The sequence below is a fragment of the Aquihabitans sp. G128 genome, from assembly GCF_019048865.1.
Taxonomy (GTDB): Bacteria; Actinomycetota; Acidimicrobiia; order Acidimicrobiales; family Iamiaceae; genus Aquihabitans.
This window is the reverse complement of the sequence record NZ_CP077604.1, coordinates 4,525,819-4,541,259: the sequence shown is the minus strand read 5'-3', so window position 1 is coordinate 4,541,259 and position 15,441 is coordinate 4,525,819. Positions and strand designations below refer to the sequence as shown.

Sequence of the window (15,441 nt, the reverse complement as noted above, 5' to 3'; positions counted from 1 at the left end):
CAACCTCGCTGTCGCCCTGCCCACGACCTCCGAAGGACCCCCCGTGCCCGCACCTGGCATGCACTCCGGCTCGCCCACCGACGACGCCCTCAACCTGGCCATGTCCCAGGGCGCCCTGCCGCTCTACGAGGCCGTCAAGGCGTTCATCGCCGACGAGGTCGAGCCGATCACCGCCGAGTTCTTCCGCCTGGGAGAGGGCCGGGCCGAGCGCTGGGGCTACGGCGAGGGCCAGCTCGAGCTGCTCGACTCCGTGAAGGCCAAGGCCAAGGCCAAGGGCCTGTGGAACTTCTTCCTCCCCAACGCCGAGACCGGCGAGGGGCTGTCGAACCTGGACTACGCCTACATCGCCGTCGAGCTCGGCAAGAACCCGCTGGCGTCGGAGTGCCTCAACTGCAGCGCCCCCGACACCGGCAACATGGAGGTGCTCGAGCGGGTGGGCACGCCCGAGCAGAAGAAGCAGTGGCTCGAGCCGCTGCTGGCCGGCGAGATCCGCTCCGCCTTCGCCATGACCGAGCCCGACGTGGCGTCGTCGGACGCCAAGAACATCTCCACCACCGCGGTGCTCGACGGCGAGGAGTGGGTGATCAACGGCGAGAAGTACTACATCTCCGGTGCCGGCGACCCTCGCTGCAAGGTCATGATCGCCATGGTCAAGACCAGCCCGGAGGCCAACTCCTACCGCCAGCAGTCGCAGATCCTGGTGCCGATGGACACGCCCGGCGTCGAGATCCTCGGCCCCATGCACGTCTTCGGCGACGACGACGCCCCGCACGGCCACATGCACCTGCGCTTCACCGACGTCCGGGTCCCGCAGGCAAACGTGCTGTGGGGCGAGGGCCGGGGCTTCGAGATCTCCCAGATCCGCCTGGGCCCGGGCCGCATCCACCACTGCATGCGCTCCATCGGCCAGGCCGAGAAGGCGCTCGACCTCCTGGTCCGCCGTGGCCTCAACCGCGAGGCGTTCGGCAAGCCGCTCGCCCGCCTCGGCAAGAACACCGAGGTCATCGCCAAGGCCCGCATCGAGATCGAGGCCATGCGGCTCATGGTGCTGCGGGCCGCCAAGGCCATGGACACCCTGGGCAACGCCGAGGCCCGCGTGTGGGTGTCGGCCGTCAAGGCCATGGTGCCGGTCCGGGTCTGCGAGATCATCGACGAGGCCATCCAGATCCACGGCGCCACCGGCATCTCGCAGTGGACCCCGCTCGCCGGCATGTACGCCGGCGTCCGCACCCTCCGCCTGGCCGACGGCCCGGACGAGGTCCACTGGCACGTCGTGGGCCGCGCTGAGCTCACCCGCTACGAGGACGACCACGAACCGGCCGTGCGCACCGGCGGCACCGACGACCTCGCCACCCGGTTCTCCGGCCCCAGCTGACGCACACCGGCCCGCCGCGCTCGACGGCTGATCCGTCGGCCCGGCGGGCCCCGAACACCTCGGTGACCGCCGCGCTCCCCGCCCGCACCTGGCGGCCGCCCCGCGCCCGCTGGGCCGGGGTGGCGGCGGTGGCCGTGCTGTGGGCCGGGGTGGGCGCGTCGGTGGTGCGCAGCGGGCTCCCGCTCGCCGGGGCGCTCCCGCTCAGCCGGATGGCCGGCGACGACCGCTCGTCGTGGCTGTTCGGCCCGGCGCTGGTGGTGGCCGCCGTGCTGTTCCTGGCGTGGTGCACCGACGTGGTGCGCCGCCACCCCGTGGACCTCGCGTTCACGGTGCTGATGGTCGCCGGCATGCTCGGCCAGATGGTGGCCGGCATCGTCCCCATCGGGCCGGAGGGCTCGAGCGACCCGGTGCACGTGAGCGCCGCGCTCCTGCTCGGGATCTCGATCCCGGTGTTCCTGTGGCGGTTCGCCGCCACCCAGCCGACCGGGCCCTGGCGCCGCACCGCCACCCGCCTCTTCGCCCTGCAGGCCGCCGCCACGGTGGTCGGCATCGGGCTGTCCCAGGCCCACGTCGCCCCCCTGGCCGAGATCCTCCCCGCCCTCGCCTTCCACCTCTGGGTCGTCGTCGTCACCCTCCACGACCCCGTCGCCCCCGGCCAACCGACCTCTCCCAACGCAGCGAACCGGGTTGGGATCCGGTCGTCCTGACGACCAGATCCCAACCCACTTCGAGGAGGGCGGTGAGCGGGGCGGGCCTGCTCAGGTCACCAGGACCAGCGGGAGCGGCCGGCGGACTTGGCCCGGTACATGGCGGCGTCGGCCTGCTCGACGATCCGCACGGGGGGGCTCGGTGCCCTCGTCGACGGCGATGCCGACGCTGGCCGCCACCGCCACGTCGGTCCGGTCGGCGGCGCGCCGCAGGTCGGCCGCCGGGCGAGCCAGCTCGTCGACGATGGTCTGGGCCAGGTCCTCGGCCCACGCTCGGACGTGGTCGGCGGGACGGGCTGCGAACACCACGAACTCGTCGCCGCCGAGGCGGGCGGCACCGCCGGCCCGGCCCACGATGCGGCGCAGGCGCTCGGCGACGTCGACCAGCAGGCGGTCGCCGGCCGCGTGCCCACCACGGTCGTTGACGCCCTTGAGGCCGTCGAGGTCGATGAAGAGGGCGGCCACCACGTCGGCGCCGGGCCCGGAGCGTGCGGCCTCGACGTCGGCGCCGAAGCGCTCGAAGAAGCCGGCGCGGTTGAGCAGCCCCGTGAGCGGGTCGTGGCTGGCGACGTGCCACAGCTGCCAGTGGTGGTGGCGGCGCTCGAGGGCCACCACCAGGATCTCGGTCAGCTCGGCGGCAGCGTGGCGGAACTTCGAGGCGGCCGACGATCGTGTGGTCGAACCAGACCACGAGGCAGCCGGGTTGGCCGCTCGGGTCCGGGAGCGCGGCGACCGCGAAGCCCTCGTAGCCGGCCTGCTCGGCGGCCAGCCGGAGGGCGTCGGGGAGCTCCGTTCGGTCCACCACCGCGACCCCGCCTCCCGCGAGCACCCACGGCGGCGGCACGCCGAGGTGGTCCAAGCGGCCGGCGGCGTGGTCGACCAGCATCGCCGGGAGCGCGGCGCCGAGGACCTCGCGCCCCCCCGCCGCGCACCCCGATGGAGATGGCTGCCGCGGTGCCCGGCCAGCGGTTGCGGATGGCCTCGGCCACGAGGCGCACCGTCACGGCGAGCGGCTCCCCGCCCGCCACCGACTGGAGGGCCCGGTTCACGTCGCTGCGGGGACGGCCGTCGCGGACCACGAGGACCAGGTGGTCGCCGTCGGCCCGCGCCACGATGGCGCTCTTGAGCTCGATGTGGGCCCACGTGCCGTCGCCCCGCAGGACCCGGTAGGGCGCCACCGACGTGCGGCCGGGGAACCGGTTGGCGTAGTCGATGCCGTCGATGGCCCGGGCCAGCTCGTCGGGGTGGAGGTAGCCCAGCCCGTCGCTGCCGAGCAGCTCGGCTCGGGTGCGGCCCATCAGGTCGCAGAACGCCTGGTTGGCCCACACGATCGGCCCGCCGGGACCGAGCACGACGACGCCGTCCGACAGCGCAGCGGCCAGGCCCAGGTCGTCGTCCCAGGTCGCTCCCCCGCCGGTCACCGATCCCCCATGCTCCGGACCCTACCGGTGGCCTCTGGACCCACGCCGGTCGGCCCCGATCTCCCTCGGGGCGCGACGGCCCCCACCGCTCAGCTGTCGGCGGCCGCCTGGGCCCGCTTGACCGTGCGGGCGAGGATCCCGAGCGTGGCCCGCAGCGCGCCCTCGGAGATCACGGGGAAGATGTTCGCCTCCCGCCACACCGGGTCGATCTCGGACCAGTCGTAGTACGACGTGACGACGGTGGCGCCGTCGTCGCCGGGTTCGAGGCGGTAGCCGTAGACGTGGCCGATCTGGGGGCGGATCTGCCCGAGGATCGTCCACGAGATCTCCCGGTCCTGCTCGAAGTCCTTGATGGTGACGGTGACGTCGTACTCACCCATCGGGTAGTCGTCGAGCGCTTCGCGGTCCATGTGGACCACGAAGCCGTCGCCGGCCGCCTGCACCGGGTCCCCGGTGGCGTCGATGAGCATCCCCGAGCTGTCGATGCTGACGTGGCCCTGCGGGTCGCACAGCAGGCCGAAGATGGCCGCCGCAGGGGCCGAGATCGTCCGCTGGACTTCGATGCGCTCGGTGGTCATGGCCGCATCCTGCCACCTCCCGAGCGCACGCCGCTGGCCCTGCGGTCGCTCGTCCGACCGTTGGCTGTGCGGCATAGCCTGGTGCGCATGACGCAAGATGACTCCCCCATCGAGGCCGCCGTCCGGAGCCGGCTGCGGAGCCTGCGAGCCGCTCGGGGCTGGTCGCTCGACGAGCTCGCCCGCCGAGCCCACATCGGGCCGTCCACCATCAGCCGCATCGAGACCGGCCACCGCCGGGTGGCGCTCGACCAGCTCGTGGCGCTCGCTCGCGCCCTCGAGACCACGGTCGACGAGCTCCTGGCCGAGGGCGACGAGGAGGACGTGGTCATCCGGCCCCGCAAGGACGTCGCCCACGGCAGCACCTACTGGCACCTCACCCGGGCCGACGACCCGTCGGGGCGGACGGTCACCAAGATGCGCGTGCCGCTGGCCAAGCGCTCGCCGGAGCTGCAGGTGCACCCGGGGCGGGACTGGTTCTTCGTCCTCTCGGGCACCGCCCGCCTCCGCCTCGGCGAGCGCGAGGTCCTGGTGGAGGCGGGCCAGGCCGCCGAGTTCGACACCATGGTCCCCCACGCCATCGGGGGCCACGGCGGCCCGGTCGAGGTCCTGTCGATCTTCGACCACCACGGCGAGCGCGCCCACCTCCGAGCCCCCTGAGGGCGGCGACAAGGGCTCAGGCGGCCAGCCAGGCGCTGATGCCGGCGAGGGCAGCGGCCATGGCGTCGTCACCCAGGGTCGACGCCTCGATCGAGGTGCGGGCGATGGCCGCCAGCCGCTCGTCGTCGAAGCCGAACACGTCGCGCGCCAGCTCGTACTCCCCCAGGATCGTGGCGTCGAACAGCAGGGGGTCGTCGGCGTTGAGGGTGCAGCGCACCCCGGCGTCGAGCAGCGCCGGCAGCGGGTGCGACGCCAGGTCCGGGACGATGCCGAGCAGCAGGTTCGAGGTGGGGCACACGTCGAGGCAGGTGCCCCAGGCCGCGAGGCGCTCGACCAGGCCCTCGACCTCGAACGAGCGCACGCCGTGGGCGATGCGGTCGGCCCCGAGCTGCTCCACGGCGTCGAGCACGTGACGGCCCTCGTCGAGCTCGCCGGCGTGCGGTGCCGAGCGGAGGCCGGCGGCGCGGGCTCGGGCGAAGGCGGCCACGAAGTCGGTGGGCGGGTGGCCGACCTCGTCGTTGTGCAGCCCGATCGCCACGACGCCGCGCGGCATGAGCTCGATGGCCAGGTCGGCGATGGCCAGCGACGCCGCCTCGTCGTCGTGCACCCGGTCGATGGCGGCGATCCAGCCGATCCCCACGCCGTGGCGGTCGGCGGCCTCCTCGAACAGGTCGAGCACCATCGTCCAGGTCTCCCGGTCGGAGCCGAAGCGGTCGCGGTAGCGCTCGGCCCAGAACGCCGGCTCGATGTAGGCGCACCCCTCGGCGGCGGCGTCGGCCAGCACCTCGTCGGCGAGGCGGGCCCAGTCGGCGCGGGTCTCGAGCACCTTGGTGGCGAGGTCGTAGGTGCCGGAGAAGGCGGCGAAGCTGCCGTAGGCACCGATCTCCGGGACCACCAGGCCCTTCTGGGCGGCGAGGTCGGCCAGGGTGGCGTGGCGCATGCCGGCCTCCAGGTGGAGGTGCAGGTGGGCCTTGGGCAGGGTGCGGAGGTCGCGCATTCGGAGGGGCTCCCCGGTCGGTGAGCCGACGACGGGAGCGGCTCGCTGGCGCCGACGCTACGGCGCCCGGACCGGCCCTCGGACCGCTGCGTCAGCGACCGTTCAGGTGCCCGAACCGCCGCTGGGACGCGAAGACGGGGCCGACCCGGAGGCCGACCCCGTCTCCTGACAGGAAGTGCTTGACCCCCTTGCTAGCCGATCGGGGCGGCCGGCGTGCAGCGGAGCGCTCCCGGGGTCGTTGGCGCCGGTGCGCAGGGGCGTCCACACTGGACCGATGGCCGCCATCACGACCGTCGCCGAGCTCGAAGGCGTGCTGGGCGCCCGCCCGCCCGGCTCGGACCACAAGGTGATCGGCGTCCTCGACGGGCACTGCGAAGCCATCATGGCCCGCTCCCCCATCGCGGTCGTCGGCACCGTCGCCGCCGACGGCTCGCCCCGCACCCGCACGGCCGGCGGGTGGCCGGGCGCCGTCACCGTGGAAGGGCCCACCACCGTCGGGCTGGCCGGCCTCGCCACCGAGGACCTGGTCGACGGCGCGCCGGTCGGCGTGCTCGCCCTCGTGCCGGGCTACGGCGAGACCCTGCGGGTGAACGGCACGCTCCGCCTGGACGGCGAGGTCCCGCAGCTCGAGGTGGCCGAGGCGTTCGTGCACTGCGCCAAGTCGGTCATCCGCTCCAAGCTCTGGGGCGACGCGGTGGCCGACGCTCCTGGCGGGTCCGCCGCCGCGTCATCGGTCGAGCCCGGGCCCCTGGCGCAGCCCGCCGTGGTCGACCTGCTGGGCCGGGCCCCGTTCGTGGCGCTGTCGTCGTTCGACGGCGGCGCCGCGGCCGACGTCAGCCCCAAGGGGGACCCGCCCGGGTTCCTGCTGGCGCTCGACGATCGCACCCTCGCCGTCCCGGACCGCCCGGGCAACCTGCGGACCGACACGTTCCGCAACGTCCTCGCCGACCCGACCATCGGCCTGCTCGCCCTGGTGCCGGGCGACGATCGAGTGCTCGAGGTGCGGGGCACCGCCACGCTCAGCTCCGACGCCGACGTGCTTGCCCCCATGGCTGTCAACGGCAAGGTCCCGAAGCTGGCGCTGGTGATCGCCGTCGACGCCGCCGAGGTCCGGGTGGAGCCCGTGCTCGCCGCCGCCTCCCTCTGGGACCCGGCCCGACACCTGGCGCCCGGCGACCTGCCCCGCGCCACCCGCATCTGGCTCGACCACATCACCACCACCGAGGCCGCCGCGGCCGCCTTCCTCCCGCCCGAAGAGGTGGTGGCCGAGTCCATCGAGACCGACTACCGCACCAACCTCTACTGACGTCGGGGCCTGGCCTCGTGGCCTCAGCCGGTCACCTTGGCCGTCTCGATCACCGACTCGGCTCTGGTGCGAGCGGCGGCATAGGCACCGAGCGAGATGAACTGCTCGCCGAGGTAGCCGACCACCCGGCCATCGCTGTCCCGGACAGGGACGGCCTCGGTCACCATCATGGCCGCGATGATCTCATCCTGATCCTTCCGAGGTGGCCGGGTCCGGCTCTGGAACCCCTCGTCGGTCAGGCGCTTGGTGATGACCGCGCCTGCGCCGCCAGTTCGTCCGGGCGGGCGAACCCGGGCACGTCGCCGTCAGCGTTGCCGACCGGTATCGAACCGTCGTGGGCAACGGGCGCTGGCGCTCCCGCGCTGCTCTCACCAGCCTGCCGAGCGGCGACCCGCGCCGTCGTGGCTGCCTCGCTACACCCGGCCGACAGGCATCCGGCCGCAACCACCAGGCACACCAGCTTGGAGCGCTTGCGCATCGTCAGCACCTCAGTTGTTGTAGCCGTCTGGAGAGCGGATGCCATCGGACCAACTCCGCCCGTCGCCTGCCAACGCAACCAGGAGTCGACGCCCGATCAGATATGACGGCTGGGGGGGTAACTGGTCTGCTTCGACCCGGGTTCCGGAGGGGGCGGGCCGGTCTGGCACGATCCTCCGATGGGCTTGCAGCACAACACGTACTTCGACGACGGCGTCCAGAGCATCGGCTTCGAGCGGGGCGGGGCCCGGCAGAGCGTGGGGGTCATGGACGCCGGTGAGTACCACTTCGGCACGGCCGCACCGGAGCGCATGACCGTGGTGCAGGGCGAGCTGGTGGTGCAGCTCCCCGGGAGCGACGCGTGGCAGGCCTTCGGCGCCGGCTCGGCGTTCGAGGTGCCCGGCGACAGCGGCCTCGACCTCCGCGTGGCCGAGCCCACCGCCTACCTGTGCGAGTACCTCTGACCGACCCCTCGGGCGCCCTGAGCGCCCGCGGCGGGGCGCCGGTACGGTCCCCGGTGCACCGCAGCGACCCCGAGGAGCGCCCGTGATCGAGCAGACCATCGCCGACTGGCACCGCCACCTGCGGGGCCAGCTGCCCGGCGGGCTCGATGCCCTCCTGCACGACGACGTGGTGTTCTTCTCGCCGATCGTCTTCACGCCGCAGCGGGGCAGGGCCGTCACCAAGCTCTACCTCGAGGCGGCGGGCCAGACCCTGCCCGGCGACAGCGCCGGCGGCGGGCTCGACAGCATCGGATCCAAGGGCGAGCAGGCGGGCGGCTTCCGCTACACCAAGGAGGTGCTGGCGGGGAACCACGCGGTGCTGGAGTTCGAGACCACCGTCGAGGGCAAGTACGTCAACGGCGTCGACATCATCACCTGCGACGACGACGGCAAGATCGTCGAGTTCCGCGTCATGCTCCGCCCGCTGCAGGCCATCAACCTGGTCCACCGCCAGATGGGCGCCATGCTCGAGGCGATGCAGCCGCCGAGCTGATCCGGGGCCGCTACCGCCCGGGGCCGAAGGTCGCGACCAGCAGCGGGTTGAACACGTCGGCCCGCTCCCACTGGAGGAAGTGGCCGGCGCCGGGCACCACCAGCGGGCCGATGCGCTGCGTGTAGGCCACCTCGGCGAAGGCCAGGAAGTCGGCCGGCACCACGTGGTCGTCCGGGCCGTAGAGCAGCAGCGTCGGCACGTCGACGGTGTCCATCACCAGGGGCAGCTCGCTCATGGGCCGGCCGTGGCCGAGCTGGTACACCGCCCAGCCGGCGCGCAGCCGGGCCTCGTCCGCGAACGGCTCGGTCATGAAGTCGACCTCGGCTCGCGTGAACCCGCCGGGCGAGCCCCACAAGCGGCTGGTGTACATGCCGGCCACCCACTGCCGGCGGGCGGCGTCGGTGGTGAGCATGGCGGCCAGCTCGTCCGGGCGGGCGCCCTGCAGCTCGCGGTAGTCGCCGGTGGAGCTGGCGGCCAGGCCCCCGAACGTGGCGAAGTCGAGCCCGGCGGCGGCGTAGGCCTCGGTGGCCATCGGCGGCACGGTGTTGAAGGTGCAGAGCCGCTCGACGAAGCCGTCGTAGCGGTGGACCAGGTCGGTGGCCACCACGCCGCCGACGTCGCTGGCGGCGATGGTGCAGCGCTCGTGGCCCAGGACGTCGTGGACGAGCGCGTACAGGTCCTTGGCGTAGAGGGCGATGTCGTAGGCGTCATCCGCGGAGAGGTCGCTGTCGCCGGCGCCGCGCAGGTCGACGGCGATGACCTCGAACCCCGCGGCGGCCAGCGGGCCGATGTTGCGCCACCAGATGCGCTTGGTCTCCGGGTAGCCGTGCACCAGCAGCAGGGGGATGCCGCCCACGCCCTCGTGCACGTAGGCCAGCGACAACCCCGGCGCCACCTCGGCGCGGTGGATCGTGAACGCGTCGGCGGCCGGAGCCGGAGGCTGGGCCGGACGACGGGCGTGGTCGTAGTGGATGGCGGGACCTCCGGGTCAGCTCGGCGAGCGTGACCGTATCGCCCGCCCGGTCGACGCGTCTGGGGTCGTACGCTCCGGGTCGTGCGAGTGGATCGGGCCTTCGCCTTCATCGACCTCTGCGGCTTCACGTCGTTCACCGAGCACCACGGCGACGAGCGCGCCGTGCTGGTGCTGGCCGAGCTGCGCACCGCGCTGCGGGAGGTCGCCGCCCGCCGGGGCGTGCGGGTGGTCAAGTGGCTCGGCGACGGCGCCATGCTCAGCTCGACCATGCCCGACGCCGTGGCGGCGCTGGTGGTGGAGGTCGACCACCGGATGAGCACCACCATCCCGTCGCTCGCCGTGCGGGCCGGCATGGACAACGGCCCGGTCATCATGTTCGAGGGCGACGACTACATCGGCCGCCCGGTCAACGTGGCCGCCCGACTCTGCGATCTCGCCCGGCCCCACGAGATCCTGGCCACCGAGGTGGTCGCCGCCACCGTGCCCGTGTGGCTGCAGGCCACCGCGCTGCCGGACGTCGAGGTGCGCGGGATCGACGGCAGCCTCGCCGTCTGCGCGCTGGCGCCCCACCCCACCGGTCCCCACCAGCACCTCGACCCGGTGTGCGGCCTCACCCTGGCGGCGGACCACATGGTCCTCGGCGACGACGGCGAGCGCTACTGCTCCCTCGCCTGCGCCGGCAGCAGCTAGGCCGAGGACGGCCTCGATCTGGCGCCGGACCGATCAGTCCGGGGCGGGCGGGGCGTCTGGTCCGCGGTCGGGCAGGCTGCTCGACGGATCGATCGACGAGGAGGAGCGCACCATGGCTGAGGTTCGCGTGGTGGCCGAGGGCATCGTGATGGGCGAATCGGTGCGCTGGCACGACGGCCGGGCGTGGCTGTGCGACTGGGGGGCGGGAACGCTGCTCGCCGTCGACCTCGACGGCACGGTCGAGGTCGTCCCGGACCTCGGTGACGTGGTGCCGTGGACGGTCGACTGGCTGCCCGACGGGCGCCTGCTGGTGGTGCCCCGTGGCGAGCCGCGGCTGGTGCGGGTGGAGGCCGACGGCAGGCTCGCCACCCATGCCGACCTCGCCGCACTGGCCCCGGGCGGGTGCAACGAGCTGGTGGTCGACGGCCGGGGCAACGCCTACCTGAACGCCATCGGCTACGACATGCTGGCCGGCGAGGCGCCCACCACGGGGACCGTCCTGCTGGTCACCCCGGACGGATCGGCCCGCCAGGTGGCTGACGACGTCCACTTCCCGAACGGCATGGCCGTGACGCCGGACGGCTCGACCCTCGTGGTCGCCGAGTCCCACGCCAACCGGCTCACCGCCTTCACCATCGAGGCCGACGGATCGCTGTCCGGACGGCGCCCGTGGGCCGAGATGGGGACGGGCACGCCCGACGGCATCTGCACCGACGCCGAGGGCGCGATCTGGTACGCCGACGTGCCCAACGCCTGCTGCACCCGGGTCCTCGACGGCGGCGAGGTGACCCAGGTGGTGCCGCTCGGCCGGGGCGGCTTCTCGTGCGCGCTCGGCGGCCCCGACCGCCGCACCCTCCTGGCCGCCGCCACCACCTGGCGCGGCGCGGAGACGTTCACCGCCTCCCCACCGGCAGGCCGGCTCCTCGCCGCCGACGTCGAGGTCGCGGCCGCCGGCTGGCCCTCCCCCTGAACCCCCCGCGCCAGCGGCTCGACGAGCCTCCGCCGGAGGCCGGTGCGGGGCGAGCGGGCCAGCTGCTACTGCGCGAAGAGCGGCAGGTCGAGGTTGGCGCGGTTGGTGCGCTTGAGCTCGGAGAAGCCGGGGAAGTCCGCGAAGGTGCGCAGGGCGTCGTAGAACGCCACCGCGGTCTCGTCGTCGGGGATGTCGCTGATGACCGGGCCGAAGAGGGAGTTCCCCGTGGGCGGGTCGTAGGTGATGATCGGGGTGCCGACGTCGGGACCGGTGCGGCGGAAGGCCTCGTCGCTCTCGGCGCGGATGGTGGCGTCCCAGGAGTCGTCGTCGGCCGCGGCGAGCAGGCTCTCGGGGAGGCCGAGCGACTTCACGATCGACTCGGGGTCGGCCGCCGCAGCCGCGGCCCCGAGGCGGGAGAGGATGTCGCCCTCGCCCGGGGTGTACCAGTAGGCCTCGCCCCACGCCCGGTAGAGGTCGCCGACGGCCTCGTTGCCCAGCTCCTCGCGGGCGGCGGCGCAGATGCGGTGGTAGCGCAGGCCGCGCTCCTGGGCCTCCAGCATGGCGCTGGGCTGGTCCTCGTTCTTCTCGTTGATGAACTTGAGCGAGATGAAGCGCCAGCCGACGTTGATGCCCTTGAGCTCGACGACCCGGCGGATCCACACCGAGGTCTGCCAGGCGAAGGGACAGCCCGGATCGAAGAAGAACTCGATGTCGTACGGCCCGCCCGGGAGGTCGGCCACGGTGGTTGCTGAGGTGTCGGTCACGTGAGCGGTCAACCGCCGAGCCCACCGAGTTGTTCCGCGCCCGGCCGTGGACCTCGGTGGAACCGTGCGCGGGGCGAGCCGCCGAGCGCGAGGGGTGGAACAGTTGTTAGGTGCTCTTAACCTGGCCGCCGGCGACCCATCGCCCCGCCCGCCCCAGGAGCACCGATGTCCGATCCCTCCCCCACCCCCACCACCCCGAACGGCCGTCCCGGCGGCGGTTTGCCGAGCCGTCCGCCGATCCGCCTCCAGGTGCTGCGCACCGAGCAGCGCACGCCGCACCTGGTGCGCGTGGTGCTGGGTGGGCCCGGGCTCGCCGACTTCACCGACAACGGGTTCACCGACCGGTACGTGAAGCTCCGGCTGCCCCGGCCTGGCGTCGCCTACGACCAGCCGTTCGATCCCGAGGCGGCCCAGGCGCTCCCGCCGGAGCAGCGTCCCGTCACCCGCACCTACACCGTCAGCGGCCACCGTCCCGACCTCGGCGAGCTGTCCATCGACTTCGTGGTCCACGGCGACGACGGCATCGCCGGGCCCTGGGCCGCTTCGGCCCAGCCGGGCGACGAGCTGGTGTTCATGGGACCGGGTGGGGCGTACCGGCCGGACCCCGCCGTCGCCTGGCACCTCGTCGCCGGTGACGAGGCCGCCATCCCGGCCATCGAGGCGGCCCTCGCCGCCATGCCCGAGGGCGCGCTCGTGCACGCGTTCGTGGAGGTGGCGGGCGGGGCCGACCACGTCGACCTCCCCAGCCCGGCCGACCTCCACCTGCGGTGGGTCCACCGCGACGACGCCCCGGCACCGGCCGACGGTGGCGATCCGCCGAGCGCCCTGGCCGCCGCGGTGAAGGCCCTGGACTTCCCCCGGGGCCGGTGCAGTGCTTCGTGCACGGCGAGCTCGGCATGGTCCGCGAGCTCAAGCCGTTCCTGGCCCAGGAGCGGCAGGTGCCGCGAGAGCTGCTGTCGGTCTCGGGCTACTGGCGCCGCGGCAAGGACGAGGACGGCTTCCAGGTCGAGAAGCGCAACGACCCGCGCGACTGATCCTCAGGCCGGCGCTGCCGCCACCTCCACCGGCACGCCGTTGACCGCGGCGTTGCCGGACGGCACGTCCACGCGGTGGCCCGGCACCAGCACGTTGGTGTTGGGGCCCGGTCGCTCGTCGGCCACCGCGGTGCGGGTCCCCGGTCGTCGGTGGCCGAACCCGTGGGGCAGGCTCACCACGCCGCGGCACAGCTCGTCGCTCACCTCGACGGTCGCCACGACCGACCCGGACTCGCTGGTGACGGTGGCCTCGTCGCCGCTGGCGAGGCCGCGCTCGGCGGCGTCGTCGGGGTGGACCAGCAGCGTCGAGCGATCCCGGCCCCGCATGAGGCCGGGGAGGTTGTGCATCCACGAGTTGTTGGACCGGACGTGGCGGCGTCCGATGAGCACCAGCGGCGGGCGGGGCTCGCCCATGCGCTGCTGCAGGCGGGCGAGGTCGTCGAGGAAGACCGGGTGGGCCAGCTCGATATCGCCCGAGGTGGTGCGCAGGACGTCGTCGATGGCCGAGGTCGAGGGGCCGTGGTCGATGCCGTGGGGGTGGTCCTTGAGCCGCTCGAGGGTGAGCCCGTCGGGGCGGGCGCCGTAGCCCTCGCCCCAGGGCCCGGTGCGCAACGTGAGGTCGGCGATGCGATCGGGGCCTCGCCGACCTTCGTGGTCGACGCTCGCAGGGTCCACGCCGTGGCGAGCGGCGCGGGCGGCGAACCACAGGTCGTCGAGGGCGTCGACGTCGACCTCTGCCGCCGGCGTGCCCCCGAGGATGGCGCCCAGCCGCAGCGCGATCTCCCACTCCTCGGGTCGGTCGTCGGCGTCGAAGATCGCCGGCGACCAGCGGGCCACGCCGCGCAGGGCGTAGGCCCACAGCTCCTCGTCGCAGTGGGGCTGCTCCAGGGGCGAGAGGCCCGGGAGGATCACGTGGGCGTGGCGCGACGTCTCGTTGAGGTAGTTGTCGATGCTGATCATGGCGTCGAGCAGGGGCAGCGCGGCGTCGAGCCGCCCGGCGTCGGGGGCCGACAGGGCGGGGTTGCCGGCGATGGTGATCAGCGCCTTGATCTGGCCCTCGCCCGGCGTGTCGATCTCCTCCGCCAGGCACGACAGCGGTGCCTGGCCCATCACCTCGGGCGCACCGCGCACCCGCGTCCGCCACCTCCCGGTGGTGATCGGGCCCCGGCGCCGGGCCGTCGAGGACATGGTGGCGATGGCCGGGCGGGGGAAGCGCTCGCCGCCCTCGGCGTCGAAGTGCCCGGTGAGCACGTTGACCACCGACACCAGCCACGTGGCGAGCGTGCCGAACTCCTGGTTGCACAGGCCGATGCGCCCGTAGATCACCGCCCGCTCGGTGCCGGCCAGCTCACGGGCGAGCCCGCGGATGCGCTCGGCGTCGATCCCGCACCAGACGGCCACCGCCTCGGGCGGGAAGTCCCGGGCCGCAGCGAGCACCTCGTCGACCCCCAGCACGCGGCCCGCCACCGGGCCGAGGCGCACCAGCCCCTCGTCGTCGAGCACCGAGACCACGGCGAGGAGCAGGGCGGCGTCGGTGCCCGGCACGATGGGCAGCCACTCGTCGGCCTTCTCGGCGGTGCCGGTGCGGCGGGGGTCGACCACGATCGTCCGGCCGCCCCGCTCGCGGATGCGGGTGACCTCGCCGATCAGGTCCGGGTACGAGAGCAGCGACCCGTTCGACGCCTGCGGGTTGGCGCCCATCACCACCAGCAGGTCGGTGTTGGCCACGTCGGCGATCGGGATCTTCCACGCCCCGCCGAACAGCTGGGCGCACACCAGGTTCTTCGGCCACTGGTCGACCGTGCCCGCCGACCACAGGACCGGGATCCCGCCGAAGCCGGGGACCGCGCCGGAGAACCGGCTGAGGGAGTAGTTGTGCACGTTCGGGTTGCCCAGGTAGGCGGTGACCGCACCGATGCCGTGCTCGGCCACCACCGGGCGCAGCAGCTCCTCGCAGCGGGCGAAGGCCTCGTCCCAGGTCACCTCCCGCCACCCGTCGCCGTCGCGCACCATCGGTTCGCGCAGCCGGTCGGGGTCGTGGTGCAGCTGGCCGATCGACGCCCCCTTCGGGCACAGGAAGCCCTTGCTCCACACGTCGGCCCGGTCGCCGCGCACCCGCGTCACCTGCAGGCCCTCGGTCTCGATCTCCAGCCCGCACATGGCCTCGCACAGCGGACAGGTCCGGTGGTGGGTGCCCATCGCGGCCCAACGTAGGCCCCACCCCGCCGGCCCGCTCGCCCGACCACGACCGACCACGACCGACCACGACCGACCACCACGAACTTGTCGCAGTTGGTCGACGCCACGGTCGACAGCTGCGACGAGTTCGAGGGGTGGGCCGCGACCCCGTCGGCCCGCTGCCCGCGACCACCACGAACTTGTCGCAGTTGGACGACGCCACGGTCGACAAGTGCGACGAGTTCGGGTGATCGTGGGTCCGGGAGATGCGATCAGCGAGCGCGAGTGGGCGGGAGCAGGTAGAACCGCGGTCCCCGC

General features: G+C 73.6%; 16 protein-coding genes and 1 pseudogene. 9 read left to right on the top strand and 8 right to left on the bottom strand.

Translation table 11 applies throughout. From position 1 onward, the window contains the following. Positions 1 to 58 precede the first annotated feature (58 nt). Positions 59 to 1,375, top strand: a complete 1,317-nt coding sequence (locus tag KSP35_RS21805) for an acyl-CoA dehydrogenase family protein (protein WP_217002309.1) — start codon at positions 59 to 61, stop codon at positions 1,373 to 1,375. 62 nt (positions 1,376 to 1,437) lie between these two features. Next, the gene (locus KSP35_RS21800; RefSeq protein ID WP_216997867.1) at positions 1,438 to 2,082 is read left to right on the top strand and encodes a DUF998 domain-containing protein; all 645 of its coding nucleotides are present in this window, start codon (positions 1,438 to 1,440) and stop codon (positions 2,080 to 2,082) included. 51 nt (positions 2,083 to 2,133) lie between these two features. Here KSP35_RS21800 and KSP35_RS21795 read toward each other — a convergent pair whose 3' ends face one another. The 3 genes from KSP35_RS21795 to KSP35_RS21785 all read right to left on the bottom strand — a co-directional run bounded on the left by KSP35_RS21795 (position 2,134) and on the right by KSP35_RS21785 (position 4,081). After that, positions 2,134 to 2,697 (bottom strand): GGDEF domain-containing protein, encoded by a 564-nt coding sequence (locus KSP35_RS21795; RefSeq protein WP_216997866.1) that lies wholly within the window; start codon positions 2,695 to 2,697, stop codon positions 2,134 to 2,136. Between the two features lie 11 nt (positions 2,698 to 2,708). Further along, on the bottom strand, positions 2,709 to 3,503 hold the full coding sequence (locus KSP35_RS21790; protein WP_216997865.1) for a PAS domain-containing protein: 795 nt from the start codon (positions 3,501 to 3,503) through the stop codon (positions 2,709 to 2,711). An 89-nt stretch (positions 3,504 to 3,592) separates the two neighbouring features. Further along, a complete protein-coding gene (locus tag KSP35_RS21785) occupies positions 3,593 to 4,081 on the bottom strand; it encodes an SRPBCC family protein (RefSeq protein WP_216997864.1) in 489 nt (162 codons plus the stop codon). An 87-nt stretch (positions 4,082 to 4,168) separates the two neighbouring features. Between KSP35_RS21785 and KSP35_RS21780 the strand changes: the two genes are divergently transcribed. Next, positions 4,169 to 4,738 (top strand): helix-turn-helix transcriptional regulator, encoded by a 570-nt coding sequence (locus tag KSP35_RS21780; protein WP_216997863.1) that lies wholly within the window; start codon positions 4,169 to 4,171, stop codon positions 4,736 to 4,738. Positions 4,739 to 4,754: 16 nt separating this feature from the next. Here KSP35_RS21780 and add read toward each other — a convergent pair whose 3' ends face one another. Then, positions 4,755 to 5,735: an adenosine deaminase gene (add, locus tag KSP35_RS21775; protein WP_216997862.1), complete on the bottom strand. Its 981-nt coding sequence runs from the start codon at positions 5,733 to 5,735 to the stop codon at positions 4,755 to 4,757. Between the two features lie 274 nt (positions 5,736 to 6,009). On the opposite strand from add, the gene KSP35_RS21770 reads away from it, so the two are divergent. Beyond that, the gene (locus KSP35_RS21770) at positions 6,010 to 7,041 is read left to right on the top strand and encodes a pyridoxamine 5'-phosphate oxidase family protein (RefSeq protein WP_216997861.1); all 1,032 of its coding nucleotides are present in this window, start codon (positions 6,010 to 6,012) and stop codon (positions 7,039 to 7,041) included. Positions 7,042 to 7,064: 23 nt separating this feature from the next. Here the strand turns inward: KSP35_RS21770 and KSP35_RS21765 are convergent, their stop codons facing one another. Then, positions 7,065 to 7,211: a hypothetical protein gene (locus KSP35_RS21765; protein WP_216997860.1), complete on the bottom strand. Its 147-nt coding sequence runs from the start codon at positions 7,209 to 7,211 to the stop codon at positions 7,065 to 7,067. 486 nt (positions 7,212 to 7,697) lie between these two features. On the opposite strand from KSP35_RS21765, the gene KSP35_RS21760 reads away from it, so the two are divergent. Both KSP35_RS21760 and KSP35_RS21755 read left to right on the top strand, forming a co-directional pair. Continuing rightward, positions 7,698 to 7,982 (top strand): pyrimidine/purine nucleoside phosphorylase, encoded by a 285-nt coding sequence (locus KSP35_RS21760; protein ID WP_216997859.1) that lies wholly within the window; start codon positions 7,698 to 7,700, stop codon positions 7,980 to 7,982. Positions 7,983 to 8,064: 82 nt separating this feature from the next. Then, positions 8,065 to 8,514 (top strand): nuclear transport factor 2 family protein, encoded by a 450-nt coding sequence (locus tag KSP35_RS21755; RefSeq protein ID WP_216997858.1) that lies wholly within the window; start codon positions 8,065 to 8,067, stop codon positions 8,512 to 8,514. 10 nt (positions 8,515 to 8,524) lie between these two features. On the opposite strand, the gene KSP35_RS21750 is transcribed toward KSP35_RS21755, so the two are convergent. Continuing rightward, a complete protein-coding gene (locus KSP35_RS21750) occupies positions 8,525 to 9,409 on the bottom strand; it encodes an alpha/beta fold hydrolase (protein ID WP_216997857.1) in 885 nt (294 codons plus the stop codon). A gap of 159 nt (positions 9,410 to 9,568) precedes the next feature. Here KSP35_RS21750 and KSP35_RS21745 point away from each other — a divergent pair, with 159 nt between their 5' ends. After that, positions 9,569 to 10,177, top strand: coding sequence for an adenylate/guanylate cyclase domain-containing protein (locus KSP35_RS21745; protein ID WP_216997856.1), 609 nt, complete (start codon positions 9,569 to 9,571; stop codon positions 10,175 to 10,177). Positions 10,178 to 10,289: 112 nt separating this feature from the next. Continuing rightward, positions 10,290 to 11,147 carry an SMP-30/gluconolactonase/LRE family protein gene (locus tag KSP35_RS21740; RefSeq protein WP_216997855.1) on the top strand — a complete coding sequence of 286 codons (858 nt, stop codon included), beginning with the start codon at positions 10,290 to 10,292 and terminating at the stop codon, positions 11,145 to 11,147. 65 nt (positions 11,148 to 11,212) lie between these two features. On the opposite strand, the gene KSP35_RS21735 is transcribed toward KSP35_RS21740, so the two are convergent. Beyond that, entirely contained in the window at positions 11,213 to 11,911 is a 699-nt protein-coding gene (locus tag KSP35_RS21735) for a DsbA family protein (protein WP_216997854.1), read from the bottom strand. Between the two features lie 165 nt (positions 11,912 to 12,076). Here KSP35_RS21735 and KSP35_RS26280 point away from each other — a divergent pair. Next, a pseudogene (locus KSP35_RS26280) lies at positions 12,077 to 12,945 on the top strand (siderophore-interacting protein). Positions 12,946 to 12,948: 3 nt separating this feature from the next. Here KSP35_RS26280 and KSP35_RS21715 read toward each other — a convergent pair. Then, positions 12,949 to 15,144, bottom strand: coding sequence for a molybdopterin-dependent oxidoreductase (locus KSP35_RS21715; protein ID WP_216997852.1), 2,196 nt, complete (start codon positions 15,142 to 15,144; stop codon positions 12,949 to 12,951). Positions 15,145 to 15,441: the final 297 nt, after the last annotated feature.